At 57.5% G+C, this 24,081-nt stretch carries 28 protein-coding genes and 1 pseudogene; 16 read left to right on the forward strand and 13 right to left on the reverse strand.

The features are described from left to right. Nucleotides 1-634: 634 nt before the first annotated feature. Nucleotides 635-939 (forward strand): annotated as a pseudogene (locus ROO76_06085) (HigA family addiction module antitoxin). A gap of 625 nt (nucleotides 940-1,564) precedes the next feature. Here the strand turns inward: ROO76_06085 and ROO76_06090 are convergent. After that, nucleotides 1,565-2,161 carry a hypothetical protein gene (locus ROO76_06090; protein MDT8067721.1) on the reverse strand — a complete coding sequence of 199 codons (597 nt, stop codon included), beginning with the start codon at nucleotides 2,159-2,161 and terminating at the stop codon, nucleotides 1,565-1,567. Further along, on the reverse strand, nucleotides 2,145-3,527 hold the full coding sequence (locus ROO76_06095; protein ID MDT8067722.1) for an RHS repeat-associated core domain-containing protein: 1,383 nt from the start codon (nucleotides 3,525-3,527) through the stop codon (nucleotides 2,145-2,147). The genes ROO76_06090 and ROO76_06095 overlap by 17 nt, the downstream gene beginning before the upstream one ends. Before the next feature lie 623 nt (nucleotides 3,528-4,150). Between ROO76_06095 and ROO76_06100 the strand changes: the two genes are divergently transcribed. Next, nucleotides 4,151-4,618, forward strand: coding sequence for a hypothetical protein (locus ROO76_06100; GenBank protein MDT8067723.1), 468 nt, complete (start codon nucleotides 4,151-4,153; stop codon nucleotides 4,616-4,618). Nucleotides 4,619-4,687: 69 nt separating this feature from the next. Here ROO76_06100 and ROO76_06105 read toward each other — a convergent pair whose 3' ends face one another. Both ROO76_06105 and ROO76_06110 read right to left on the reverse strand, forming a co-directional pair. Continuing rightward, nucleotides 4,688-6,487 (reverse strand): ATP-binding protein, encoded by a 1,800-nt coding sequence (locus tag ROO76_06105; GenBank protein ID MDT8067724.1) that lies wholly within the window; start codon nucleotides 6,485-6,487, stop codon nucleotides 4,688-4,690. 7 nt (nucleotides 6,488-6,494) lie between these two features. Beyond that, nucleotides 6,495-6,899, reverse strand: coding sequence for a response regulator (locus ROO76_06110; GenBank protein ID MDT8067725.1), 405 nt, complete (start codon nucleotides 6,897-6,899; stop codon nucleotides 6,495-6,497). A gap of 226 nt (nucleotides 6,900-7,125) precedes the next feature. On the opposite strand from ROO76_06110, the gene ROO76_06115 reads away from it, so the two are divergent. Further along, a complete protein-coding gene (locus ROO76_06115) occupies nucleotides 7,126-8,115 on the forward strand; it encodes a M48 family metallopeptidase (GenBank protein MDT8067726.1) in 990 nt (329 codons plus the stop codon). 33 nt (nucleotides 8,116-8,148) lie between these two features. Here ROO76_06115 and ROO76_06120 read toward each other — a convergent pair whose 3' ends face one another. Further along, nucleotides 8,149-8,760: an isoprenylcysteine carboxylmethyltransferase family protein gene (locus ROO76_06120; GenBank protein MDT8067727.1), complete on the reverse strand. Its 612-nt coding sequence runs from the start codon at nucleotides 8,758-8,760 to the stop codon at nucleotides 8,149-8,151. Nucleotides 8,761-8,952: 192 nt separating this feature from the next. On the opposite strand from ROO76_06120, the gene ROO76_06125 reads away from it, so the two are divergent. Together ROO76_06125 and ROO76_06130 are read left to right on the forward strand one after the other, a co-directional pair. Next, nucleotides 8,953-9,201 carry a hypothetical protein gene (locus ROO76_06125; protein ID MDT8067728.1) on the forward strand — a complete coding sequence of 83 codons (249 nt, stop codon included), beginning with the start codon at nucleotides 8,953-8,955 and terminating at the stop codon, nucleotides 9,199-9,201. Nucleotides 9,202-9,232: 31 nt separating this feature from the next. After that, nucleotides 9,233-9,595 carry a hypothetical protein gene (locus tag ROO76_06130; GenBank protein MDT8067729.1) on the forward strand — a complete coding sequence of 121 codons (363 nt, stop codon included), beginning with the start codon at nucleotides 9,233-9,235 and terminating at the stop codon, nucleotides 9,593-9,595. Nucleotides 9,596-9,726: 131 nt separating this feature from the next. Here ROO76_06130 and thiC read toward each other — a convergent pair whose 3' ends face one another. Beyond that, nucleotides 9,727-11,193: a phosphomethylpyrimidine synthase ThiC gene (thiC, locus tag ROO76_06135; GenBank protein ID MDT8067730.1), complete on the reverse strand. Its 1,467-nt coding sequence runs from the start codon at nucleotides 11,191-11,193 to the stop codon at nucleotides 9,727-9,729. 90 nt (nucleotides 11,194-11,283) lie between these two features. Next, entirely contained in the window at nucleotides 11,284-12,030 is a 747-nt protein-coding gene (locus ROO76_06140) for a sulfite exporter TauE/SafE family protein (protein MDT8067731.1), read from the reverse strand. 289 nt (nucleotides 12,031-12,319) lie between these two features. On the opposite strand from ROO76_06140, the gene ROO76_06145 reads away from it, so the two are divergent. From ROO76_06145 to ROO76_06165, 5 genes are read left to right on the forward strand one after another with little or no spacing between them, the layout of a single operon-like run. Beyond that, the gene (locus ROO76_06145; protein ID MDT8067732.1) at nucleotides 12,320-12,787 is read left to right on the forward strand and encodes a cytochrome c maturation protein CcmE; all 468 of its coding nucleotides are present in this window, start codon (nucleotides 12,320-12,322) and stop codon (nucleotides 12,785-12,787) included. After that, the gene (locus ROO76_06150) at nucleotides 12,784-13,563 is read left to right on the forward strand and encodes an ABC transporter ATP-binding protein (GenBank protein ID MDT8067733.1); all 780 of its coding nucleotides are present in this window, start codon (nucleotides 12,784-12,786) and stop codon (nucleotides 13,561-13,563) included. Before ROO76_06145 ends, ROO76_06150 begins: the two co-directional genes overlap by 4 nt. Further along, nucleotides 13,560-14,264 carry a heme exporter protein CcmB gene (locus tag ROO76_06155; protein MDT8067734.1) on the forward strand — a complete coding sequence of 235 codons (705 nt, stop codon included), beginning with the start codon at nucleotides 13,560-13,562 and terminating at the stop codon, nucleotides 14,262-14,264. Before ROO76_06150 ends, ROO76_06155 begins: the two co-directional genes overlap by 4 nt. Then, nucleotides 14,261-14,947, forward strand: coding sequence for a cytochrome c biogenesis protein CcsA (ccsA, locus tag ROO76_06160; protein MDT8067735.1), 687 nt, complete (start codon nucleotides 14,261-14,263; stop codon nucleotides 14,945-14,947). Before ROO76_06155 ends, ccsA begins: the two co-directional genes overlap by 4 nt. Continuing rightward, nucleotides 14,944-15,069, forward strand: coding sequence for a hypothetical protein (locus tag ROO76_06165; protein MDT8067736.1), 126 nt, complete (start codon nucleotides 14,944-14,946; stop codon nucleotides 15,067-15,069). Before ccsA ends, ROO76_06165 begins: the two co-directional genes overlap by 4 nt. Nucleotides 15,070-15,185: 116 nt before the next feature. Here ROO76_06165 and ROO76_06170 read toward each other — a convergent pair whose 3' ends face one another. Continuing rightward, complete coding sequence (locus ROO76_06170; protein ID MDT8067737.1) at nucleotides 15,186-15,686, reverse strand: hypothetical protein; 501 nt, start codon at nucleotides 15,684-15,686, stop codon at nucleotides 15,186-15,188. A 183-nt stretch (nucleotides 15,687-15,869) separates the two neighbouring features. Between ROO76_06170 and ROO76_06175 the strand changes: the two genes are divergently transcribed. Further along, nucleotides 15,870-16,097 (forward strand): hypothetical protein, encoded by a 228-nt coding sequence (locus tag ROO76_06175; GenBank protein MDT8067738.1) that lies wholly within the window; start codon nucleotides 15,870-15,872, stop codon nucleotides 16,095-16,097. A 48-nt stretch (nucleotides 16,098-16,145) separates the two neighbouring features. Here the strand turns inward: ROO76_06175 and ROO76_06180 are convergent, their stop codons facing one another. From ROO76_06180 to ROO76_06190, 3 genes are all read right to left on the reverse strand, one after another. Further along, the gene (locus tag ROO76_06180) at nucleotides 16,146-16,634 is read right to left on the reverse strand and encodes a DUF2127 domain-containing protein (GenBank protein MDT8067739.1); all 489 of its coding nucleotides are present in this window, start codon (nucleotides 16,632-16,634) and stop codon (nucleotides 16,146-16,148) included. 88 nt (nucleotides 16,635-16,722) lie between these two features. Next, a complete protein-coding gene (locus ROO76_06185) occupies nucleotides 16,723-17,211 on the reverse strand; it encodes a PilZ domain-containing protein (protein ID MDT8067740.1) in 489 nt (162 codons plus the stop codon). A gap of 872 nt (nucleotides 17,212-18,083) precedes the next feature. Continuing rightward, a complete protein-coding gene (locus ROO76_06190; GenBank protein ID MDT8067741.1) occupies nucleotides 18,084-18,662 on the reverse strand; it encodes a hypothetical protein in 579 nt (192 codons plus the stop codon). A gap of 128 nt (nucleotides 18,663-18,790) precedes the next feature. On the opposite strand from ROO76_06190, the gene ROO76_06195 reads away from it, so the two are divergent. After that, the gene (locus tag ROO76_06195; GenBank protein ID MDT8067742.1) at nucleotides 18,791-19,282 is read left to right on the forward strand and encodes a DinB family protein; all 492 of its coding nucleotides are present in this window, start codon (nucleotides 18,791-18,793) and stop codon (nucleotides 19,280-19,282) included. On the opposite strand, the gene ROO76_06200 is transcribed toward ROO76_06195, so the two are convergent. After that, a complete protein-coding gene (locus ROO76_06200) occupies nucleotides 19,260-19,757 on the reverse strand; it encodes a hypothetical protein (GenBank protein MDT8067743.1) in 498 nt (165 codons plus the stop codon). The genes ROO76_06195 and ROO76_06200 overlap by 23 nt on opposite strands. Then, nucleotides 19,754-19,978, reverse strand: coding sequence for a hypothetical protein (locus ROO76_06205; protein ID MDT8067744.1), 225 nt, complete (start codon nucleotides 19,976-19,978; stop codon nucleotides 19,754-19,756). Before ROO76_06205 ends, ROO76_06200 begins: the two co-directional genes overlap by 4 nt. Nucleotides 19,979-20,206: 228 nt before the next feature. Between ROO76_06205 and ROO76_06210 the strand changes: the two genes are divergently transcribed. The 4 genes from ROO76_06210 (at nucleotide 20,207) to ROO76_06225 (ending at nucleotide 24,060) form a co-directional block, all read left to right on the forward strand. Next, on the forward strand, nucleotides 20,207-21,178 hold the full coding sequence (locus ROO76_06210) for a COX15/CtaA family protein (protein ID MDT8067745.1): 972 nt from the start codon (nucleotides 20,207-20,209) through the stop codon (nucleotides 21,176-21,178). Continuing rightward, the gene (gene cyoE, locus ROO76_06215) at nucleotides 21,175-22,104 is read left to right on the forward strand and encodes a heme o synthase (GenBank protein ID MDT8067746.1); all 930 of its coding nucleotides are present in this window, start codon (nucleotides 21,175-21,177) and stop codon (nucleotides 22,102-22,104) included. The genes ROO76_06210 and cyoE overlap by 4 nt, the downstream gene beginning before the upstream one ends. 20 nt (nucleotides 22,105-22,124) lie before the next feature. Then, a complete protein-coding gene (locus ROO76_06220; protein MDT8067747.1) occupies nucleotides 22,125-23,150 on the forward strand; it encodes an ATP-binding cassette domain-containing protein in 1,026 nt (341 codons plus the stop codon). A gap of 88 nt (nucleotides 23,151-23,238) precedes the next feature. After that, nucleotides 23,239-24,060: an ABC transporter permease gene (locus tag ROO76_06225; GenBank protein MDT8067748.1), complete on the forward strand. Its 822-nt coding sequence runs from the start codon at nucleotides 23,239-23,241 to the stop codon at nucleotides 24,058-24,060. Nucleotides 24,061-24,081 lie beyond the last annotated feature (21 nt).

The raw sequence follows: 24,081 nt of genomic DNA on the forward strand, positions 1-24,081 counted from the left end.
CCACCCCCTATTTTGCAGATCTTTGTTTTCAGTATTTTGCGGAAATTTTCCTGCTAAGACACTGAGCCCGAAGGTCTTAAATCTAAAAACATCCAGAGATCGTTTGTTTTCAGGATTTTGCGCGCGGAAAATGTGATTCTTCGCTGCGAGTTATCGGACGTAGACGGATGGTTCTCCGTTCTCTCCGCAAATGCAAGAGCAACGGCCGAGCCCAGGAGTTTCACTCCTGGGAAGTGGAAGGCGCCACATCTTCCGGTTTGCTTTGAAGGTCGCACCTTGGCGTCTAGACCCACATCTGCTGACTGCGGCAGATGTGGGGCACCGAGCCGTGTCGCTTGAGAAAGATCGAAAGGCAACCGAAGAACCGAGGATCGGGTGAACCGAAGAACGGACTTCGACTGCTAAAACCAACGGCGCCCGGTAAGGGGCGCCGTCGTTGGACTGATCCATGTTCAGGATAGAGGGTGGTGGAAGTGGGTGTCTGTGATGTAAAGAAAAAAGCTTTGGGTGGTTCCCGAAATGGGAATTCTAAATTGCGTATTTCATTGAAATTCCCGAATACAGCATGTCGCTATCTTTAATGCTTGACTCCAACGTCGAGATTGTCGATTACCATTAGGATAGGAGAGATATTGTGGCGATTAGCGCAATTCATCCGGGCGAGCACCTGGCCGAGGAACTAACGGAACCTAGGGGATGAGCGCTGCGGAACTGGCGCGGCGCCTGGAAGTTCCGACCAATCGCATAACCGAGATTCTGAATGGCAGGCGTGCGATCACTGCGGATACAGCGCTGCGACTTGCCCACTTCTTCGGCACAACGGCTGAGTTTTGGCTGAATCTGCAAAGTCTCTTCGAATTGCGCATAGCGAAAAAGAAGTCTGGAAATTCGATTCAGCGACTGCCGAAGTTGAAGCACATCGAGAAGCTACCCGCATAGACCCTCTCGCGCTGGACTGCCCGCGGGAAGGGTTGGGCACGAAGAAGAACGAACCGTAAACGTTGAGTGTCGGCCCACGTTAGCGTCCAACAGCGGGACGCGAACGTGGGGCACAGAAGGCACAGAAGGTCATGAGATACCTGGGCCACCCGTCCTTCTGCCGGAGTTACCGGACAAAACCTCGCAAGAGCAGTGGGTCCGGTGAGGTGCAGATGATCTGTGGGCGCATTGGGAGAATAGAATGAGTGCGGCTATTTCCAGAGTGGAACTGCCCCACCCTCTCGCAAAGAACGCGAGAAGGGTAGGGCACAAGGGAAAGGATGCGCCACCAGCCAAGTGCGGAGGAAACCAATCTCGGCCAGAAAGAGCGACCAGAACAGCCTTGAGAAAGCCGAACCCAAGGCATCCCGCGAAAAACTGAATCCACAGGTGCATCGTGAGCGGAATAAGCACCGCCGCCAACGACAGCTCGACCCAGCCAAGCCATGCTGACGGAACGAAGTGGCCGTCAGACCACACTGCGTCTAGCCCATAGGCAAGAAGAAACAGTCCGGCGCAAAACGAGAGGACTCCACCTGCTAACCGGAATCCGCTTCTAACCTGTTCTCCAACAGTGCGGCTCATCTCAGGCTGAGTCTTTCTTGTCCGCCCTCCACCAATGCACGCACCATGCAACCAGCAGCGCAAACAGTCCAAGCGCCAGACCTGGGCCTGCGGCGGAAAATTCCACTCGGTCGGCGTGCCACATGAACGAGTAGAGGTACAGCATGACGGCTACGCGGTCTATGATCGTCAGCGGTTTCTTCCAAAGCCTCAGCATCAACACAACTGATGCCACAGCAAAAACCAACAACTCGACCGCCTCTAGGCGGGTAAGGGTGGCTTGGGAAGCAAACACATCGCCCCCTCCGAGTAGGACGATCACACATTTGACAGACCCCAGCACCATGCATCCCGCAAGCAACATCCACCATCCTCCAGCCGTGGATAGCAGGATCGCCGTGGCTAAAGTAAGTTCCAGCCAGCCTATCGGCTCGGGCCAAACCACATAGTGCGGGGAAGACGCCGACCACACCACCCTCCCCATTCCGCTGCTGAGCAACATCCCAGCGATCAGAAACAGTCCCAAGCCGATTCCCAAGCGGAGCCCGCTCTTGGCCTGTTCCTTTGCCGTCCCACGTGTGCCTACGTTGCTGGACAGATAGCTATCGATGAAACGCACAGCCGATTGCCTCCGCGCCCGTAAGGCCAACGTCTATTGCGAACTTAATTTCCGCAATCCCAGAGAGCACGCCTGCGACTTCCTCAGCCCCAGTCTTGCCGAGAATCGTCGGCGCGGGTCCGGTTGTTCCAGAAAGATTGAGATCGAAGATTGACGCGGTTCTTCTTCCGAAGGTTCCCGCTGTGCCGACCCCAGCAGATACAGCGGTCGCTCCTCCGTGCGACAGCAAAAGTCCCGCCTGTCCCTTGCTAGCATCCCCGAAGAGGAGATTGCCCGCGTCGTTCCCAGCCAAGAACTTTCCGGCACTGTTCTGGATGTTGAAGACACCGGCGATACTGTAGTTCCCAGTATTTGAGGCCAGGCATTGACTGTACGTTTGTCCGGGGGCACGGATGCCGATGGTGAAGCCGTTGTTTGCAGTGTTAGTAGGTTTAGCATCTCCGGTTGACTGTGACGCTTGTTGCTGTCTTCCGCCACAGGTATTTCCCACGTAATTTCCGTCGGAGTAGATATCCTGGCATCCGCCTGCGGACCAGGTGTCGGGTACCCATCCCCCGACGAAACCGCTGCCGGACACAAAGATTTCACAAGAAGCGTAACTGTAACAGTCCCACGATGGAGCCGCCTCATCAAGTCCGAGGAGATCAACGAACCTCAATGGGGTATTTTGCACATAGCCGTACCTGTTCCAACTCTGAGGGGCAGTGGGATCGACGGCTCCTAGTCCCGCAGGATCCGGCGAAATCCACCGTCCCTGCGTCTGGCTCAAGCGCCGGAACAGGAAATCGTACAATCCCGCAGCCGTGTCTGGCTGCTGGCCCGTGAAGTTCTGGTCGTTGGTGCCAGCTTTGGCGTACTGCTCGCCGAACGGAGCGTAGGCCGAACTGGAATACATCGCGCGCCCGGTGGTCGAGGCAAAGCGCGAACTGCCCAGCCAATCGGCGTGACGATAGTAGAGCAGTCCGGTAGGAACATAGACCGCCGTTCCAGAGGGAGTCGCAACAAAGGCATTCTTGAGCGTTTGCCCATTCATCAGCGCCAGTTTCTCACCCGCCAGCCCGTAAACGGTCTCGGTGTAAGTTCCCGAGCTGTTCAGCTCCACCATGCGTCCGAGAGCATCATAGATCGCTGAGAAACTGTCAATCCCCAGTTGCTTGCCTTCAGCATCCCAGGTGTAGGTATGGGTCGTTCCGTCATTGATGGTCAGCAGATTGCCGTTGGCATCGTAGCTCTGAGAGTAACCGCCGCCGTTGATCTGATTCGTCGAGTTGCTGTAGGTCGGCGTGAAGCTTTGGCTGCCTGTCTTGTTGATGTTCCCGAATGGATCGAAGCCGAAGCTCTGGGACCAGATGGAGCCGCAATTCACGAAGTCGCGGTTCTTCGTCGTTCAAGGGAGAGTTGGGAGTTTAGACGGGGTTGAACTGCCCCACCCTCTCGCCCAATCACCCCAGCAAGCTGACGCTTGCCGGGGGCCCCGATCGCGCGAGAAGGGTAGGGCACGAGCGAAAAGGGGCACCATCAGCCATGAGGGAAGGGGTGCGCCACCAGCCACGAAGAAGAACGAACCGTAAACGTTGAGTGTCGGCCCACGTTTGCGTCCAACAGCGGGACGCGATACGTGGACCACCAGCCACAGAAGGTCATGAGATACCTGGGCCACCAGCCCACCCGGGCAACTGAGAATATCGTGCTGACCAAATGCAGGTCCCTCCACTCCTGAACCCACATCTGCTAACTGCGGCAGATGTGGGGCACCGACCGCAGCGCGGCTCCGCTCGGGATGACGGTCATGGGAAGTGATCGGGGAAGTGTGGGCGAGACGTGAGATTCCGGGCCAGGCTGAGTTCGCCAGAGAGCCAGAAATTTTGAAGAAATTTAACAGGGCTGGTCACCCGAGAACGGTGGCGCCGGTGTATTCTTTCGGACGCCATTCGCGCCGGACGGAAGACTGTTCGCTGCGAACCCGTGCAAATAATGGAGGATGTGTTTATGAGCAGCAAGCCCACGCATGAACAAGCGCAACTTCATCTCCAGGTTTTTGAGCAGCGCCGCGAAGCACGCTTGCGGCAGGCACGCGACTGGTTCATGAGGAACTATTTCGCTGAGAGTTTGGACGAGGCCATGCGGATTGCCGGACCGGGCACCGAGCACGGCATATTCGTAAACATGGTTTCCGGCTACTGGGAGCAGACCTGCGCGTTGCTCAACTACGGGTTGCTGCACGAAGACCTGTTCTTTGAGACGACGGGCGAGTTCTGGGTAGTGTGGGAGCGGGTGAAGCCGGGGATCGAGCAGGCACGACAGGTTTTCAAGAACCCTCACTTCCTCTCGCACATTGAGCGCGCAGCGAAACGGTTCGAGGAATGGAGTGAAGCCCGCACGCCTGGACATGTCGCGACGATGCGTCAGTGGATGCAGCAAATGCGTTCGCAAATGCAGTCGGCGAAAGCAGCATAACGGAAAGGCGGGCAGGCGCGGGCGCCTGCCCGGCATCATGCATGCCGGGAAGTGCCGGCGCTGCGACGTCTAGCTTGCCGCCGAGGAGGCTTCGTTCTCGGGTTCCAAGTGATCGGCGACTTCCAGCGGCAGGAAGACAGTCACGGTGGTGCCGCGCCTCTGGACCTGGGAGTTGCTGGTGATGTGGATTGTTCCGCCGTGTTTTTCGACTATGGACTGACTGACCCAGAGTCCGAGGCCGCTGCCGTTAGTTTCTTTCGACGTAGCGAATGGACTGAAGAGCCGCGATTTCATCTCCTCCGGGATGCCGGAACCGTCGTCGACGACATGCACGAGGACGCCAGCGTGTTTGTCCTGCGTGCCTGGAACGGTGAAGACGCGGATGCTGCCGCCTTCCGAGGTCGCTTCCACGGCATTCTTGATGATGTTGGTGAAGACCTGGCGGAGTTCGGCTGGGAAGCCCTGGATCTCGCCGTCGAAACCGTGTTCTATCCAGAAGCGCCGCTTGCCCTTGGCAATGGTTTCGTCGATCAGGCTGACGACACTGTCGAGCATTTCGCTGATTCTCACGGGCGAAGGAGAGCGCGAATCGCGATGGAGGCTCAGCATGTTCTTGCTGATCTGCGCCACGCGATAAACCTCGGTTTGCGCGGTTCCGACCAGTTGCTGCAATTCGGGCCTGTTGTCGGCTTTCTGGCCGATCAGGAAGAGGATGTTCCCGATCGTGTCGAGAGGGTTGTGAATCTCGTGGGCAATGGAAGCGGAGAGACGTCCGGCAACCGCGAGGCGTTCGTTAGACTGCAGCGCGGTTTCGAGCTTCCGCTGCTGAGTGACGTCGCGGAAGACCAGCACGATCCCGATGATGGATCCGTGATCGCCGCGGATTGGAGCGCCACTGTCGTCGATGGCGAACTCCTTTCCGTCCTTGCTGATGAGAATGGTGTGATTGGCGAGCCCGACGACCTTGTTGAGGCGCCGGACCTTGTCGACAGGATTCTCCACCAGTTCGCGCGTGTATTCGTTGAAGATGCGGAAGACTTCAGGGAGCGGTTTGCCGGCCGCTTCGGGGACGGTCCAGCCAGTGAGGTTCTCGGCGACCGGATTCATGAAGGTGATCGCGCCTTCGGCGTCGGTAGCGATGACGGCATCGCCGATGCTGCGCAAGGTGGTCTGCAGCCACTCTTTCTGCGCCTGGGCTTCGCGGGTACTCGCTTCCGCCTTGTCCAGCGCGGCGCCGAAGTTCTGGGAGAGGACCACGAGCTGGCGGCGGCCGAAAGCGGCGAGAGCAGCGCCGATAGCAATGCATAGGGCGATGATGGTGGAGTTAACCCAGTGCAGGGCATTACGCGAGTGACCCAGTTGCGCGTCGCGGAGATGCTGCTCAGCCGTGATGAACGACATGCGCGCGTCGCGGTATTTGTCCATCAAGTCCTTGCCCTGGAGCTGAAATGGGACGTCGGTGACTTCCTGGCCGACCTTCGCCCGGGCAATGGCTACTTGAGCCCAAGCGGACCACCGCTGGAAGGCCTCAAGAGCTGTCTTATTGCGCTCCTGCTGTTGAGGGTTACCGGAGATCATCTGGCTCAGCTGTACCTCGATTTCGCGGTCCTGAGTGAGTCCGTCGAGGAAAGGCTGAAGAAAACGGTTGTCTTTGGTGAGCAGGAAAGCGCGAAGTCCGGTCTCCTGGTCGACCCGTCCGCGATAGATGCGTTGGGCGAGACTGATGACCTGATCGCTGTGTTCCACGCGTGCAGAGATAGTCATCAAATAGCGAACTTCGAGGACCAGAGTAATCGCGAGGAAAAGGGCGATGGTGACAGGAACGAGAATCACGCGCCGGAGTATCTGCTGAAATCGAATCTTATCCATGCTCTAGCTAAGCGACAGAGGTGGTTTTGGAATTGACGAAACGATGCTCTCTCAGGAGTTGCGCGACAGTGTCAAGCAACACGGGAGGGGGTTCGCCCTTGGTGAGATACCTGTCGACGAGGGCGAGCGTTTCCTGGGGTAAATCGACATAAGCGGATAGCAGGATTATGGGAACGGCAGGATTGATGGTTCGCATCGCCTGAGCCACGGCGCCGCCATCCATTCCCGGCATTTTGTAATCGAGTACCACCACGTCGATTCTGCGAGAGGAGAAGAGTTGCAAGGCATCGGGTCCGTTTTCTGCCGCGAGAACGGAGTAGCCTTGTGACTCAAGAATCAGCTTCCGAATAGATAGGCCAACAGCTTCGTCGTCTACGCAAAGAACAACAAAAGGCTTCCGGTCACGGTTCATGGGTCAGTAGCTTTGGGTGCTGTTCAGAAAGCAAAATCCCCACACTCTGAAAGCATTATAGGCATGAATACAAGGAAGTGAATTCCGCCAAAGTGCGCCCGGCGGAATCACCTGATGCTTCGGCTGGCCAGAGCAGATCATGAAAGTGCCGGGTGGGAATGGCACGGACGAGCAGCCTCACAACGATTCTGCTGCAATATGATTCTCAGTAGTGTAGGTATCTGAGATGAAAAGCAGGCTTGTTGTTCTGGTCGCTCTAACATTCGTCCTTTCCCCGATTCTGCTTAGCGCTACGGCGAAGCAGTATCACGACGGCGGTATCCGCGACATTTCGGCGATCGGCAACCGCAACGTCGGCTGCGGAAAAGGGCTGGGGAACTGGTACAGCCTGGATAAGCAGATCGCGATGGGCAAAACCTATGCCGCGCAGGTCGACCAGGAATCGAAGATCATCAACGATCCGGTAATCAGCGAATACATCAACCGGTTAGGTCAGAATCTGGTCCGCAATTCCGATGCCCGCGTGCCGTTCACGATCAAGGTGATCGACTCGGACGACATCAATGCGTTTGCGCTGCCCGGGGGATTCTTCTACGTGAACTCGGGGCTGATTCTTGCGGCCGATAATGAAGCCGAGCTTGCGGGAGTCATGTCGCACGAGATTGCGCACGTGGCGGCGTGTCACGCGGCTCGGGAGCAGACGCGCGGTGAATTGGCGAACCTCGCGACAATACCGCTGATCTTCGTCGGAGGCCCCGTTGGTTACGCCGCGGAGAACGCCGCCGGGCTTGTAGTGCCGATGGGCTTCCTCAAGTTCTCGCGTACGTTCGAGGCGCAGGCCGATTATCTTGGCATCCAGTACATGTACAAAGCGGGCTATGACCCGAACGAGTTCATAACCTTTTTTGAGAAGATTGAAGCCAAGGAAAAGAAGAAACCTGGATTCATCTCCAAGGCGTTCTCGACGCACCCACCGACGCCCTCGCGAGTGGCAGCGGCGCAAAAAGAGATCGATACATTGTTGCCGCCGCGGCCGGAGTACATCGTTGACACGTCGGAGTTCGAACACGTGAAGGCGCGACTCGCGGCACTAGAGAACCGACGGAAGCTGCAGAGCCCGAAGGACCATCGTCCGACGCTGCGGAGAGCGAAACATGACCAAAATAGCGGGCCGCCAGTGCTGAAGCGCCGTGACGACGAAGGCCAGGGAAACTAGAAAAGGCGCCGGCAAAACGACAAAGATTTCCTTCTAAATTCTTGGGATCACCGCGGGGACGCGTTTGCGATACTCGTGGAAGGGCTTGCCGAAGCGGCGTTCGAGTTCGGCGTCTTCGGCGCGGATCATGAACGCTCCCGTGATTACCGCCCAAACCAGGAGACCGAGCACGGCGCGGGTCTGGGCTAGAGCCAGCCAGCCGAGCATGGTGCAGAGGTGTCCGAAGTAAAGTGGGTGGCGGATACGGGCGTGGAGTCCGGTAGTGACGAGCCGCTGTTCGCGGTCGGATTCGAGTTCGGTGCGGCCGATGACCTGGTCGAGGGAAAAGTGTCGCTTGCCGCCGAAATAGATGAAAACAGTAAGAGACCAGAAGGGGATTGCGGCGAGCGAAAGCCAGTTGAGTCCCGAATTACCCCACCCTATTGCTGTGCGATAAGGGGCGGAGACGAGGGCTACCTGGTACCAGGGATAGCTCGCGCCCCAGGCCAGGATCCAGATGAGGATCCAAATGGGCGTGACTACTTTCAGTGGGGCGCGGAAGTGTTTGCGCCAGAAGTCCGCGAATGGATGAACGATGAGCCAGAAAATAGGGATAGTGGCGTAAACGCCGCAAGCGAGCCAGGCGAGAATACGGATATAAATCATCGCAGAAGGAAAGCCCCACATATGCTCGCACGCGCGAGCATATGTAGGCCACAAAACCAGCAAGTGAACGGGCCCACATCTGCTAACTACCGGCAGATGTGGGGCACGAAGCCACGGGGCGAGCACATTTGGGCTACGCTGGCGTGAACATATGTGGGTCACAAGTACGTCGGAAAGGGCCATAATAGAGGCATGGCCAAAGGTTGGGAAAGCAAGTCTGTAGAGGAACAACAGAGTCTCGCCAGTCAGGTCCCCTTAACAGAAGAAGAACGGGAGCGGCTCTCCCGGGAGCGCGTTGACAAACTGCAGCAAGTGCACGCGCTGGAGATGAACCGGACGCGTGTTTTGCAGCAGATGGATAAGTGCACAAACGAGCGGTATCGCGGGATATTGCAGCAGGAACTGGATTATCTCCAGGGGGAGATTGAGAAGCTGGGGTAGACCGAAAAACCGAAGATCGGAAGATTAATGCATGGTCGATCTGTCAATTGCTGACGGGAAACTACAACTGCATGTGCGCGGAATGGATGTGCTTTGGGCGCTGAAGAGTTCGCTGGAGATTCCGCTGCAGCACGTTGCCGGCATTCGTGCGGATCCGTCGGTCGCGCATAGCTGGTTTCATGGCGTGCGAATGCCCGGGACGAACATCCCCGGCGTGATTACGGCTGGAACGTTTTACCAGGATGGAAAGCGCGTTTTCTGGGACGTGCATAACCCCGACAACACTGTTGTCATCGAGTTGCACGACGAGCGCTACAACGAATTAATTGTCGAGGTGGCGGACCCAATCCTGACGGTGATGGCGGTGCAGGATACGTTGAAGCAGGGGTTGTGATGCCGAAGGGCAAAACGGCGCCGAAATAAAGCGGCAAAGGGCAAAACGAAAATCAACCTGAACGGAAAAACGGCAAAACTGAAAGCAATATTGTTTCAGTTCTGCCGTTCGCTTCTGCGGGAAGTTCAGCGTTATTTCAAGTGAACTAGTTTTTCGATGAGGCCGGAGTAATCGGTCTTCTCCAGGCCGTGGACCTGCTTGTTGTACTCGTCAACTTTAGCGGAATAATTCATTGAACAGAATTTAGGGCCGCACATGGAGCAGAAGGCTGCTTCCTTGTAGAACCCGTCGGGCAGGGTTTCGTCGTGCATGCTGCGCGCAGTCTCGGGGTCGAGGGAGAGCTCGAACTGCTTTTCCCAATCGAAGACGTAGCGGGCGTGGCTGAGAGCGTCGTCCCGATCGCGAGCGCCGGGCCGGTGGCGTGCAACGTCGGCGGCGTGGGCAGCGATCTTGTAGGCGATGATTCCGTCCTTTACATCTTTCTCGTTGGGCAGCCCGAGGTGCTCTTTGGGCGTCACGTAGCAGAGCATGGAGGCGCCGTGCCAGCCGATCATGGCCGCGCCGATTGCCGAGGTGATGTGGTCATAACCGGGAGCGATGTCGGTGACGAGAGGGCCGAGCGTGTAGAACGGAGCGCCGTCACACCACTCGATCTCCTTGTCGACCTGTTCCTTGATCTTGTCGAGCGGAACGTGGCCGGGTCCTTCGATCATGACCTGCACGTCGTGCTTCCAGGCGATGCGAGTCAGTTCGCCGAGAGTCTTCAGTTCCGCGAATTGGGCTTCGTCGCTGGCGTCGGCGAGGCAGCCGGGACGGAGTCCGTCGCCGAGCGAGAAGGAGACGTCGTGCTTCGCCATGATCTTGCAGATGTCTTCGAAGTGCGTGTAGAGGAAGTTCTGCTTGTGATGATGCGCCATCCACTGCGCGAGGATTGCGCCGCCGCGTGAGACGATTCCGGTGATGCGCCGGGCGACCATGGGAATGTACTCAACCAGCACGCCGGCGTGGATGGTCATGTAATCGACGCCCTGCCCGGCCTGCTCCTCGATGACTTCGAGCATGAGTTCTGGCGTGAGGTCTTCGAGACGGCGGACGCGCGAGACGGCTTCGTAGATCGGAACAGTGCCGATTGGCACTGGCGAGTTGCGAAGGATCGCTTTGCGGATCTCGGGGATGTCGCCACCGGTGGAGAGGTCCATGACGGTGTCTGCGCCGTAGTGCACGGAGATGTGGAGCTTCTTGAGCTCTTCGTCGATGTTCGACGTGACGGCGGAATTGCCGATGTTGGCGTTGATTTTGCAGAGGCTCTCGACTCCTATGCACATCGGTTCGAGTTCGGGATGGTTGACGTTGGCAGGGATGATCATGCGTCCGGCGGCGACTTCGGCACGAATGACCTCCGGCGTAACTTTCTCGCGATCGGCGATGTAGAGCATTTCTTCTGTGACAAGGCCCTTGCGGGCGAAATGCATCTGCGACATGTTGGTGTCGCCGGTGCGAGCGGCCTCTTCGCGGCGGCGCACGATCCATGGCTCGCGCAGTTTCTGAATGCCTTGACCAGTTCCGACTACAGGTTTGTGTCCGAGATTGCCTGCCATACGCTCCTGTACCTCACTAAAGTGCAATTTCTAATTATACGACTCGGGGCGAGGGCGCAGAGTGGCGACAGAAGCGGAAATCGGCGCGATTCAGCCAGACCAGGTTTTCACCGCCTGCAGGAGTAGCAGGACGCCGACGACCGCCAGCCCCATGTAGACATATTTCAGGAAAAGTTCTCCACTGAGGCGATGATTGATGGCCCTACCGAGCAATACGGCCGGGATCATAACGGGGATGGAAAATAAGTAGTAGCGAGTGACGGCCGGAACCCAAAGTCCAGCGAAGAGAAAGCCCGTCATTCCGAGAATACTCGCGGGAAGGAAGTAGGCCTGCAGGGTCGCGCGGAATTGTTGTGCCGACCAACGACGCATAGAGCCATAAATGACCAGCGGGGGCCCGTTCATCCCATAGGCGCCGCCGAGTACCCCAGCAGACAGACCACAAAGAAACAGCCACCAGCGGTTGTCGCGACGCAATTCGAGCTGAGCACGCCCGAGAAGCGAGTAACAGGAGAAGAGGATGATGATGACCGCTAGAGTTCCCTTTACGAGATGCTGGTGGCCGCGGGTCAACAACAACAGGCCAAGGGGAATGCCGGGAAGGGTGGAGATAACCAGCCATCCGGCACTGCTCAAGTGGATTTTCTTCCAGTCCTGGACGACGACAATGGAGGCAATCGTGATGGAAACGAGCACGGCGAGAGGAGCAGCTTCCTTGAGGGGAATGCAGAAGGCGAGCAGAGGGACGGCGATTAGCGCCTCGCCGAAGCCGAAGGCAGAACGGATCACGGTAGCGAGAAAGATTACGAGGAGAACTTCTATGGTCGATATTCCGATTGGGAACTCCGTCGGTGGAAATTCGGCAGGGGGGCCATCGTCAGAAGGTACAGGTCAGCGGCTCCATTGTGAATAGTATCTTGAGGGCTCTATAAGACAAAACAGTGCACAATTCAGGATCGGTACTCACCGGAAAATGGAAAACGGGAGCACGGACAGGGTCGTGTCGGAAGCCATGCACTTCGGGTACCCTAAAGCGTCCATTGACCGTCAACTCGGAACAGGGGTAACCTTCTGGCAAGAGTTTTGTGTCCGGGGATGGCAAGCGGGCATCAACTCACGTATGTCTATGTCGCAACAGACTAAGAAATACCTCCAGTTCGGCGCCGCAATCACCGTCATTGTGCTTGCTCTTGGATACCTTGCTTTCACCGGAGCGCAGGAGAGCAAGAGCTATTACAAGACCATCAAGGAACTGAACGCGATGGGCGATAAGGCCCACACGATCCGTTTGCGTGTGGCGGGGAACGTTCAGCCGGGATCGATCAAGCGGCATGGGCAGCACGTTGACTTCAACCTGATAGAAGAGGGCCAGGTCCTGCCTGTTGACTACGTTGGGACGGAAGCGCCGCCCGACACATTCAAGGATAATTCGCAGGCAATGGCCGAGGGCACCTATGGGCGCGACGGCATTTTCCATGCGCAGAAACTGCAGGCGAAATGTGCCTCGAAGTACGCGCCGCAGCAAGAGCAACAGAACTCGCCTTCGGCAACCACCCAGAAGGCTGAGGTCAGTCCACAAAGCTATTCCAAGTGAGCTCCACCCACAGCACGGGATCTGTTCAAGACCCACGTCTGCCAAAAGAAGGCAGAATTGGGGCGCCGAAGCTTCCCGATAATCCCAGTAACGAGCCGGCAATCCGACTTTCGGAAATCGCGAAACATTTTGGACGATTTGCTGCGCTGCGCGGGATTACAGCAGATTTTGCGCCGGGGAAACTGTATGTCATTCTCGGCGAAAATGGAGCGGGGAAGAGCACGCTGCTGAGGATTGTCACAGGGCTGCTGGCCCCGACGCGAGGTAAGGTTTCGGTGCTGAGGTCGGAGGATCTGCGTTCGGTCGCGATGCGCGTGGGGTACATGGGGCATGCGCCGCTGCTCTACGACGAAATGGACGCGATAGAAAACATGCGCTATTTCGCGGGGCTCTATGGGATCTGTGACGATGGGCGCTGCGCCGACGCTTTGCGGCGAGTGGGACTGGATCCGAAATTGACGCGGCGTGTGGGACAGTACTCTCAAGGAATGCGGCAGAGGACGTCACTGGCGCGAGCGATTGTTCATGACCCGGAACTGCTGCTGCTGGATGAGCCGTTTTCGAATGTGGACGTGGCGTCTGCGCGGGAGATGTCGCGGCTGCTGGGCGTTATGCGCGATGGCGGCAAGACGATCTTCGTGGTGACGCACCAGGCGCCGGTGATGGAACCGGTGTGCGATGAGGCTGTGCTGATCTCGGCCGGGCGGATTGCGGCGCGGGAGAAAGGTATTCCACCGTACCTGCTTTCGCCATACGCGCAGGAGGTGGCAAAGTGACCTCCCCGACGCTGACGGCAATTACCCGCGCTACGCTGGCAAAAGACTTGCGGCTGGAGTGGCGGTCGAAGGACGCCATCAACTCCATGCTGTTTTTCGCGCTGCTGGTGGTCGTGATCTTCGCGTTTGCGTTCGATCCCACGGCGGAGCAGTCGCGGCAGATAGCAGGAGGCTTGATATGGACGGCGCTGCTGTTTGCGACGGTGGTGGCGCTGAACCAGACATGGGCACGCGAACTCAGGAACAACGTGCTGGATGCGTACCGGGTTTCGCCGGCGCCGCCGAACGCGATGTTCCTGGCGAAGTCGATTGCGAATTTCATTTTTGTTGCCTTGTTGCAGGCGGTGATGACACCGCTGTTCGTGGTCTTCTACAGCCTGCGATCGATCGGGCCGGTATGGCAGTTGGTAGTGATCGGATTGCTGGCGAACTGGGCGCTGGTCGTGAACGGGACGTTTTTCGCGGCAATGTCGATTCGGACGCGCAATCGCGAGATCATGCTGCCGTTGATCCTGTTCCCGCTATCAATTCCGGCGCTGCTGGCAATGGTCGAAGCGACGACGCAAGTGCTGACGGGAACCTCGCAGGTACTGACCGGTGCGTCGTGGCCGCGGTTCTGGGTGCAGTTCTTGGGAGTTTACGATGTGGTGTTTACTGTCGTGTGTCTCGTACTATTTGAAACCGTGTTAAACGCCGAATGAAAAAGTCATTCATTATTTTCGCGATCGGTACATTTGTGTTGCTGTCGTATGCGCTGTACATGGCGCTGGTGGTTGCGCCGACAGAGGCGACGATGGGCGACGTGCAACGTATCTTCTATTACCACGTTCCCAATGCGTGGTGCGCCTTCCTTTGCTTCCTGGTGAACGCAATTGCCTCCGTCTGGTACCTGGTGAAGCGCGGGGTTAAATCCGATGCGCTGGCCTTGGCATCGGCGGAAGTTGGTGTCGTTTTTTGCAGCGTTGTGCTGGTGACAGGGCCGATCTGGGCGCGGCCGGTATGGGGGATCTGGTGGACGTGGGATGCGCGGCTTACCAGCACACTGGTGCTCTGGCTGATTTATGTTGCGTACCTGATGCTGCGCCGGTTCTCGGGAACTGGAAGAGCGCCGGTGTTGGCAGCGACGCTGGCGATATTCGGCTTCTTCGACGTGCCATTTGTCTACCTTTCGATCCGGATCTTCCGGACGCAACACCCGCAACCGGTGATGGGCGGCGGGCAGAATTCTGGGCTCGACCCGACGATGGCACATGCCTTTCTCTGGAACCTGCTGGCGTTCACGTGTTACTGCGCGCTGCTGATCTGGCTGCGGTACCGGATGCAGGTTGCGGAGCAGGCGATCGAAGAAGCGCACGCGGAACGCGCACTTGGGGAGGGAGCATGATCAAGTTTCTGTGGGCAGCGTATATCGCGACGTGGGCGATTCACATTGGGTATCTGCTCTATTTGAGTGCGCGGGCGAAACGGATTCGGCAGGAAGCGGAAGAGTTGAGAAGAAGCAATTAGCCAGTAGCAACTAGCGAAGGCAAAGACGACATGCTGACTTAGCTATACCGGCGGCGAAAAGCAGCTTCGCTCGTGGTGACAAAGGGCTTTGCTCGTGGTTACAAGGCCAGGTATCGTTATTCATCGGCCACGACGAGCGGGTCACCGGTTTTGTGCTCGTTGATTTCGAATTTCATGAACTCCTGGATTGCCTCCCGCGCCTGCTCGTTGACTGTGAACATCCGGAGCACCGCGCCGTGTTCACTCTTCACCGCGAAAAAGGTTATCTCGTTGCGGAGCTTCTTGAGTCGCGGAAGACCGTCAGGAACTTTTCCGTGCACATCTGCATCGGCGTCGGTCTTCCCCTTCTCAAACAAATCCCTCTGAGCTTCGAGATATTTCTGGATAGCGGCGATGCTGGCGTTGTCGGTGGGGTCCTTAACGGTAAATTCGATGACTCCGCCGTTCTTCATCAGATAGTAGTGCTGAACGATTTTGTCAGCGTCCGTGCCGAGAGCCTTGCTGAAACGGGCGTCCAGGTCGTTGTCGGTGAGTGCTGGCGATTGCGACCATGCCGCCGAAGTTAGCGCGAGTAGAAGGAAGAAAACAGGCGAAACGCGCACCATAATTCTGTTCATGGCCGCCTCCTGTGCGTCTGACTGCGGGATGCCCTTTTAGTTTGCGAATGTTAGCGCGGGGAGCGACTGCAAGCAAGGGGTTCCAAGAGAAAGAGTGCCAAGGGGGACGTCGGCGGGCGTGAAGCACGCGAAGGCGCTGGGTCTGCTAGAATCGGGCATTCGTACGGCAAAACGGAGCAGAGGATGGCATTGAAAAGATTCCTGATCTTCGCTTTCGACCCGGCTGGGGCGGCAGGCGGCTGGCGCGATTTCAAGGGCGACGCAGATAGCAGGGAAGAGGCGGAGAGAATGGCGGAGAGGCTGCACGGCCAGATCCAGATAGTGGATACAAGCCACGACGAGAAACTGGGCGGTTCGAAGGTGCACCTTGTCTATTCGTTGTACAGGCCGTTCGAATATCACGACCATTGAACAGTCTGGATGGCGGAGTGAAAGGAGCTGCGGGTTTCCGCAGCTTTCTTATTTTGGCGGAGCTTTCTCTTCAGCCCTGCCGAAGAAGACTTCGAAGCGCAGTTCCATCATGTAAAGGACGATGAAGACGTTGACGATGAGAATGCCCCAGCGCAGCCAATCGGAGTGGCGGAAGATGGCGAGGATCTCCCAGGGCAGGTAGAGGGCGCCTGAGAGAAGTGCGAACCACTCGGCCCAGTCGCGTTCGTGCCAGAGACCGTATGCTTCGGTGAAACGGACAGCCGCATAAGCGATGACTCCAAGCGCGAAGATCCACAATCCATTCTGCGTGGCGCGGTAGGCTGCGGTGAACAAGAGGCCGGAAAGGCGCCCTTCGGGATCAATGTGCAGGGCGTCAGTGAGATGCTCGGCGACTTCGTAGAGATCCTTGTGGACAAGGGTGAAGAGAACAATCGCGACGGCAACGGCCAGAACACCCTTCGATGCTTCGATGGTTGCGACAGTTCGGAGGCCGTACTTGTGCTGGCGAAGTTTCATCTTCTTCTAGGGAATCGGACGTGCCTCCATCCAACAGGAGACTAGGTAGGAGGTAGTTTCGTCAAGGAAAACGAGTGGCGAAAGAGTGCTAACGTGCGCGAAAGACTGACAGATTTCGAACAGCGTTGGTGGTCGCAGCACGGGAGGAATCAATAGCGGGACGGTTCTGCTCAACCCAGTTGCCGATCATTGTGCGCTGCTTGTCATTGACATCGAAACGAATGCCGAAGCATTGACCCACAGTCCGGCAAACGACAGCGGGAATGTCAATCGCAGAGCCACCAGGGAGTGAGAAAGAGATGTGGATGGGTTGGCCGATGGCGAGCGGCCTATCGGGCTTCAACTGCATCCCGCCAATCGAGAGATCGCGGCTTTCGGCAGTAATATTGTCGGCTCGCGAATGGCTGTGTATCAGCACAGGGGCACGGAAAGGAATACGCGGCGGACGGCGGATCTCACGACAGAGTTGAAGTTGAGCCTCGGCGGATACCCACTTTTCGGGCACCGGAGCGCGGCGGAGAACGGCGATCAGCACGACGGCTGCGACAACTCCGGTCGAAATAAGAAAGCTCAACATGTAACCTCGCTGACGGCTCAAATGAGCACAGCGGGGGAGGATGCGAGATCAAGAATAGCTCAGGTTCGCAAAGTAGCTAATTACTTTAGGGTTACGACCCCAAGGGAACCACCTGGCCGTGACCTGCTGTATGCGCGGCGCAGGTGGCGCTTTAGGGGCGCAACTCGGGGCGCGAAAGACTCATCCGAAGTTGCATCGAGGGCTAAGGTGCTCGCGGTTGCGAGGGATTTTCCTGGAGTCGCTTTTCAACTCTGTCTGACCGCCACCTCGAATAGCAGATTTCAGGTGGGAAGGGAAATTTCCGCGGGCCATGGCCACTACAACTCCCCAGGCGCTTGGACGTTCCTCGTCCGTGAAAAGCTGGTTCAGCCGTTTCAACGACTCGGTAGAAGTAATCAACGAAAATCCCCGGCGGGTTCTGTTCGCAGTCGCGGTGGTCTACGTGGTCCTGGTTGTGCCCCTGGCAATGATCAAGCTGCTGTGGGCGGACGAATTCATCACGTACTACATTGCAAAACTTAACAGGGTTCACGCGATCTGGAGTTCGGCGACAGCGAACTGGCGCTACGACTGCCGGTTGTTCTGGCTTGCCTGCTGGGCGTGGCGACTCACAGCCGCGATATTGGCGGATTTACACCACTGTCCCACGGGGCAACTTACTTCTTCGAAGTTGGGAATGCGTTGCCATGGGATATGCAGTACGCGGCAACTCAGCAGACCCTGGTGTCGAACTGGAACCGCGGAGCGAGTGGGCGAGCAGGCGGTCACGGGTCGCAGCAGTAGTGGAAACCTCGGGGGCGAAAGCCCCGTCATCAATGCGGATGTTCGACACTGCCAAGGCCGAACTCTTCCCAACGCGGTTCCGGCGCTTTTCACTCCTGAGAGAAAATTTGAGCGAGGTGCGAATTGGCCTCGCTCTCGGTAGAAACGATTCCTGACGGAAGGAAGCCGCCGTTGTATTCCGCCATCCGGTTTTTCCATTTCAGAAAGTCGGTGATGGTCTTAGGTTCGATACGGACTTCTACGCGTCGCAGGCTGGCGAGAAGCAAGTTCATTTCTTTCATCAGACCGACAGTAGTCCGCTGATCGGTGCGCCTGGGCTTTACGATGAGGCGCACTTCGCGACGGGCAAATTCGAGCAGGCCCCAGCCTTTGGGGAGTTCTTCCGCCTTGATGATTCCGGCAGGCGCGAGATAGAGACGCTCGGCGCCGAGACCCTCCTCTGGTTTGAGGCGGAAAGGCTTGCCGGCATCGGCGAGGAAGTCGGCGCGCGAAACCTTGCACTCAACAACGACAGAATGGCAAAAACCCTTCCAGCCGATGGCGTCGGGAATCTCCCCGGTTGCGCAATATTGCTCCGACAGAATGATGCCGCATCCGTAGCTACTGCGCAGCCAGTCGACCGCGACCGACACGAGTTTGGAGTGCTTCAGCGAGGCCGATTTGCTCATGCTTTCTTCTACCGCGAATTGAAGGTTGCGAAAAGTGACTTGGGAAGTGCACGGAAGTAAAGATGGTCATATAAGGCGAACTGGCATCTATGACTATCGAGTAACCAGTCGGGGATGAAGGGGGAGTTATGGCGGATCAAATCGATAAGCTTCGGAAGGAGCTCATTTTTCAACTTAAAGGTGGGCATGCTCACGCGAAGTTCGATGACGTGGTGAAGAATTTTCCGGAGAAGCTGCGAGGGACGGTGCCGGAGGGAATGCCGTATTCGGCGTGGCAACTGCTGGAGCATATACGGATCGCCCAGGACGACATCCTAAGCTATTGCAAGAACTCGGATGGGAGTTACAAGGAAAAGAAGTGGCCTGATGATTACTGGCCGAAGGATCCGAATCCCGAGAGCGCGAAGGCGTGGACGGATTCGATCAAGAGTTATCACGCGGACCTGGACGAGTTCGTTGAACTGATCGGCGATCCGAAGTCGGAACTGTTTGAAGCGTTTCGGTGGGGAGATGGTCAGACGCTGTTCCATGAGGCGATGCTGCTGGTGGATCACGCGGCTTATCACCTCGGCGAGATTGTTGCGGTGCGAAGAATCCTCAAGAGCTGGCCCGCAAGGTGAGCTTCCGTTGGGCGCGATTCGAATAGCGGCTAACCATGAACGCAATCGGCAGTCCGACGCAAAAGATGTGGGTGACGATAGCGACGACTGTGTTGAAGATGGAACGGGAAGCCCCGTGGAAGCGCGAGAGAGGCATCACGACCCAGTACATCACCAGGTAGACAAGGATGCCATAGAGTGGCCCAAACAATAGAGGCCGGCGGGTAAGGACGGGAAACGAACGGCTCGCGAGGTAAAAGACGGTCGCCCAGGAAAAAGCGATAAAGAAGTGCAGGAACAGGCCGAGCGCCATAGTTGGCGTCCCTTCATGGAAAGCAGACGGACCGAGGAGGGCGCTGGCGATGCCTTGCAGAATGATGCGTGGCGAGACGCCTCGGGGCATCCAGGTAACGAAAGCGGCGGAGATATCCATGCAGCCGCAGAGCGTGCCGGCGGCGACGATGGCGGCAAGTTGGCGCGAAGCATTCTGGTTCACGAAAAGTGCTCCTGCCCATGAGGTGCGCGCGGTAAATCAATGCCACAGGGGCGTTCGCCATTCGGGGTAAAAACGATGAGCGTCAGCAAGGTGGCAGGGAAGCCGAAGATAAAAGTCACGACCTTCCAGAAGAGAAGGCCTCGGTCCTGGGCCCGCATAGCGGTGAAAGACAGATTCGAAAATGTCCAAAGGGCGGAAATGCCGCCTTCGGTGCCGGGCATCTCAGGCCTCCCAAAGTGGGGAGGAATTCTAACGCAGCGGTAGGCCTGATTAAATGGTCCAGATTCAACAACATCGTTGAAAAGTCCTGCAACTCTGTGCAGGGCGTGCTCATCTGGTTAAGTGTTGGTAGAATAACCAGTTCCGTCGTGTGTGGCGGCGGAGACAGAGGATGGCATTCAGGGGACACTCCCTTGAACCTACCCCACTCAGGCCAACAGAGGGCTTGAATGGGGCACCCAGCGAACAACAGAACTCAGGAGATTTCTACGACCTCGGCGACACCTTTCAATAAAGGTCATCACAGGTTTGCTGTGCTGACTGCCTGTTGGGTATTCGGTCTAATCATTTTTGGAGCGCTCGTTACCAGCAACGACGCGGGACTTTCGGTTCCGGATTGGCCCACTTCTTTCGGATCGCTCTATCGCATTCCTCCGCTGAACGGCGGCGTCTTCTACGAACACATCCATCGCATGATTGCGCAGGGCGCGGGATTGCTCACGATTATCCTGGCGGTTTGGACGCAGAAGGTAGACCGGCGCGGATGGATGCGGAAGCTGGGATGGACGGCACTTGGACTTGTGATTGCGCAGGGGATTCTGGGCGGTTTGACGGTGCTGTTCTATCTGCCGCCGTGGATTTCGGCGGCGCACGCAACACTCGGGCAGACGTATTTCTGCGTAATGGTGAGCCTGGCGCTGTTCACGAGTCGAGGATTCATTGAGCGCGCGCCGTTGCACCTGCCGCAGAACGAGCGTCCGCAATTGACGACCCTGGCATACGCTTCGGTGGCGGCGGTGTGGCTGCAGTTGGTGTTCGGTGCGGCCTTCCGGCACAACGGTATGAAGATCATGTGGCACCTGGCGTGGTTCGTCGTGGTGTTCACGGTGCTGATGTGGACGATGATGCGCGTACTTCGCGGCTATCGCGAGGTGGTGGAACTGCGGCGTCCGGCGTTCTGGCTGATGGGATTACTGACACTGCAGATCCTGTTGGGCTTCGGCGCGTTCGTTACGCGCGTGGTATTGAGTCCGAATTCGCCGGAACCGATGACGAGCCTGGTGATCACGACCGTGGCACACGTCGCGGTTGGAGCGCTGGTGCTGGCGAACACGGTAGTGCTGGCAGTCGAGGCAAGACGGCATTTAGCGGTGACCAAAGAAGAAGCTGTAGAGACCACGGGGAAGGCACTGGTGGCATGAGCAGCATTTCGCAAGCTATTGTTGTTTCGCGCGGCGGCATGGCGCTGCTGCGCGACTATTCCGAACTCGTAAAGGCTCGTATCACGATGTTGATTGTGATCAGCGCGTGGTGCGGATTTTACTGTGGGGCCGCGCGGTCAGAAGTCAGTTCGCTTTCGTGGACGCTGGTGAACGCACTGCTGGGAATCGCACTGGTTTCGGCGGGCACGGCCGGAATGAACGAGGTCATGGAGCGCGACATCGATGCGCGGATGCAACGTACTGCGCGCCGTCCGCTGGTGACGCAGACGATGAGCGTTCAACATGCCGCGCTGGTGTCGATCGCGATGATTGTGGGCGGGACGGTTTATCTCGGGTTCACCTGCAACATTCTCACGGCGGCCCTGACGTTTGCGACGTCATTCGTCTATCTTGGCTTTTACACGCCTCTGAAAACGGTGTCGCCTATCTGTACGTTCATTGGGGCGATTCCGGGGGCAATGCCGCCGGTGCTGGGGTGGGCAGCGGTTCGAGGGCGACTGGACTGGGAAGCGTTCGTACTCTTCGCGATCCTGTTCTTCTGGCAGTTCCCGCACTTCCACTCAATCGCATTGCTGTATCGGGACGATTACCGGCGCGCGGGTATTCGGATGCTCCCGGTGGTGGAGCGATCCGGACGGACGACGGCCGATGCCATCGTCTTCTACTCTCTTGCGCTGCTGGCGGTGACGCTGGCTCCGACCCTGCTGGGAATGACTGGCTACACCTATTTCTTTAGCGCCTTGGTGCTGGGTTTATGGGTGCTGATGGCGGGCCTGAAAATTTGGCGCGCTAGGCTCGATCCGGATCTTCCAGAGGCGAAAGTGTTGGCCCGCAACCTGTTAAAGACGACGGTGTTTTACCTGCCGCTGCTGTTTGCCATCATGATGCTGAACATAGTGAGCTAGCAGCAGTTTAGAATCGATACGTGACTACGAAAATGCAAGTACCCGAAGCAGTAGCAGCTTCGACGGAAGCCAGCCCGGCTGCGGTGGCGGTAATCCAGGTAGAAAATCTGCGGCACCTATATGAGACGCGCGTCGCGCTCGACGGCGTTAGCTTCGAGGTGCGTGCGGGTGAAATCTTCGGGCTCCTCGGGCCGAATGGCAGCGGTAAGACGACGATGTTCCGCATTCTTTCGACGCTGATGCTGCCGAGTGGCGGGCGAGCGATGATCTGCGGGCTTGATGTGGCGAGGTACCCGAACCAGGTTCGCCGCGAAATCGGGGTCGTGTTCCAGGCGCCGAGCATCGACGTGAAACTTACGGCGGAAGAGAACCTGCGGCACATCGGTCATCTCTATGGGCTACGCGGAGCGGTGCTCGACCAGCGGGTGAAAGAAATGCTGGGGCGCGTGGCGCTCTCGGACCGCGCGCATGACAATGCCGAGACCTTCTCGGGCGGGATGCAGAGACGGCTGGAAATCGCGAAGGGACTTCTGCACCGGCCATCGGTGCTGCTGCTGGATGAACCGACAACCGGACTAGATCCGGGCGCACGGCGTGACCTCTGGCAGTATCTGAATACTCTGCGCGAGCAGGGAATCACGATCATTGTGACGACGCACCTGATGGAAGAAGCGGAGCGGTGCGACAGGCTGGCGATCCTCAGCGAAGGACACCTAGTTGCGCTGGGCACTCCGACGGAGTTGAAGCATGAGATTGGCGGAGATGTAATTTTGCTCGAAACGCGCGATCCGGAATCGCTCGCACAACGGATTCATCAGCGGTACGGACTCGAGGCCGGTGTGCTCGATAACAAAGTTCGGCTGGAGCGTGAGGCCGGGCACAGGTTCGTAACCGACGTAGTCGAGGCTTTTCCGGGAGAGATCGATGCGATCTCGATTTCGAAGCCGACGCTGGAAGATGTGTTTATTCATCGGACAGGGCATCGGTTCTGGACGGAAGAGCAGAAGACGGAAGAGAAGACTTCAAAGAAGAAGAAAAGGCATTGAGGTTCAAGGCGCAAGGTACAAGGTGCAAGAAATTAGATATCCTCTTGTACCTTGCACTTTGAGCCTTGTGCCCGAGTGGTACTGACCTATGGCAACGAATACTACAGTTTTACCTCGGGCGCGGGATGGCGCCACGTTTTCATTCACGCCGGCGCTTTCGTTGTGGAAGCGCGAGGTGGTCCGGTTTTATCGGAATAAGTCGCGTGTGGTCGGCGTGATCGCGTCACCACTGTTGTTCTGGATCGTGATTGGCTCGGGCTTCGGGACGTCATTTCAGTCGCATAACGCGAAGGGCGGCCAGAATTATTTGGAGTTCTTCTTTCCCGGCGCGCTGATCATGATCGTGCTGTTCACGGCTATTTTTACGATGATGTCGGTGATCGAGGATCGCAAGGAAGGATTCCTGCTGTCCGTGATGGTTGCGCCGGTACACCGCACGGCGATCGTGCTGGGCAAGGTACTGGGCGGGGCGACGCTGGCGGCGGCCCAGGGTGTGCTGTTTCTTGTGGCGGCGCCGTTCATCGGCGTGCACTTCAGCATCGAATCATTCCTGCTGATGCTGCTGGTGATTTTCCTGGTATCGTTTTCGCTGACGGCACTTGGATTCGCGATCGCGTGGCCGATGGATTCGACGCAGGCGTTCCATGCGATCATCAACCTGTTCCTGATGCCATTATGGATGCTGAGCGGGTCGCTGTTCCCGATTAAGGGAGCGTCGTTCTGGATTGCGTGGATCATGCGGGTGAATCCGCTGACCTACGGGACGGAAGGATTGCGGGCGCTGCTGTTCCCAGAGACGGCAACGTTCTCACTGACGCTGTGCCTTGCGGTTCTGATCGCGTTTACGGCGGTGATGTTCACGCTGTCGTTTGTGATGGCGAACCGGAGAACGACGAAGCCAGCCGCTTAGAACCAATTCACCACAGAGGCG

The organism is Terriglobia bacterium, assembly GCA_032252755.1.
Taxonomy (GTDB): domain Bacteria; phylum Acidobacteriota; class Terriglobia; order Terriglobales; family Acidobacteriaceae; genus JAVUPY01.

Bases quoted from the DNA above. Each gene is read 5' to 3' on its own strand.
- ROO76_06100 (MDT8067723.1), top strand. From the start codon at position 4,151: ATGAGCAGCAAGCCCACGCATGAACAAGCGCAACTTCATCTCCAGGTT.
- ROO76_06105 (MDT8067724.1), bottom strand. From the start codon at position 6,487: ATGGATAAGATTCGATTTCAGCAGATACTCCGGCGCGTGATTCTCGTT.
- ROO76_06110 (MDT8067725.1), bottom strand. From the start codon at position 6,899: ATGAACCGTGACCGGAAGCCTTTTGTTGTTCTTTGCGTAGACGACGAA.
- ROO76_06115 (MDT8067726.1), top strand. From the start codon at position 7,126: ATGAAAAGCAGGCTTGTTGTTCTGGTCGCTCTAACATTCGTCCTTTCC.
- ROO76_06120 (MDT8067727.1), bottom strand. From the start codon at position 8,760: ATGATTTATATCCGTATTCTCGCCTGGCTCGCTTGCGGCGTTTACGCC.
- ROO76_06125 (MDT8067728.1), top strand. From the start codon at position 8,953: ATGGCCAAAGGTTGGGAAAGCAAGTCTGTAGAGGAACAACAGAGTCTC.
- ROO76_06130 (MDT8067729.1), top strand. From the start codon at position 9,233: ATGGTCGATCTGTCAATTGCTGACGGGAAACTACAACTGCATGTGCGC.
- thiC (MDT8067730.1), bottom strand. From the start codon at position 11,193: ATGGCAGGCAATCTCGGACACAAACCTGTAGTCGGAACTGGTCAAGGC.
- ROO76_06145 (MDT8067732.1), top strand. From the start codon at position 12,320: ATGTCGCAACAGACTAAGAAATACCTCCAGTTCGGCGCCGCAATCACC.
- ccsA (MDT8067735.1), top strand. From the start codon at position 14,261: ATGAAAAAGTCATTCATTATTTTCGCGATCGGTACATTTGTGTTGCTG.
- ROO76_06165 (MDT8067736.1), top strand. From the start codon at position 14,944: ATGATCAAGTTTCTGTGGGCAGCGTATATCGCGACGTGGGCGATTCAC.
- ROO76_06170 (MDT8067737.1), bottom strand. From the start codon at position 15,686: ATGAACAGAATTATGGTGCGCGTTTCGCCTGTTTTCTTCCTTCTACTC.
- ROO76_06175 (MDT8067738.1), top strand. From the start codon at position 15,870: ATGGCATTGAAAAGATTCCTGATCTTCGCTTTCGACCCGGCTGGGGCG.
- ROO76_06180 (MDT8067739.1), bottom strand. From the start codon at position 16,634: ATGAAACTTCGCCAGCACAAGTACGGCCTCCGAACTGTCGCAACCATC.
- ROO76_06185 (MDT8067740.1), bottom strand. From the start codon at position 17,211: ATGTTGAGCTTTCTTATTTCGACCGGAGTTGTCGCAGCCGTCGTGCTG.
- ROO76_06190 (MDT8067741.1), bottom strand. From the start codon at position 18,662: ATGAGCAAATCGGCCTCGCTGAAGCACTCCAAACTCGTGTCGGTCGCG.
- ROO76_06195 (MDT8067742.1), top strand. From the start codon at position 18,791: ATGGCGGATCAAATCGATAAGCTTCGGAAGGAGCTCATTTTTCAACTT.
- ROO76_06205 (MDT8067744.1), bottom strand. From the start codon at position 19,978: ATGCCCGGCACCGAAGGCGGCATTTCCGCCCTTTGGACATTTTCGAAT.
- ROO76_06210 (MDT8067745.1), top strand. From the start codon at position 20,207: ATGGGGCACCCAGCGAACAACAGAACTCAGGAGATTTCTACGACCTCG.
- cyoE (MDT8067746.1), top strand. From the start codon at position 21,175: ATGAGCAGCATTTCGCAAGCTATTGTTGTTTCGCGCGGCGGCATGGCG.
- ROO76_06225 (MDT8067748.1), top strand. From the start codon at position 23,239: ATGGCAACGAATACTACAGTTTTACCTCGGGCGCGGGATGGCGCCACG.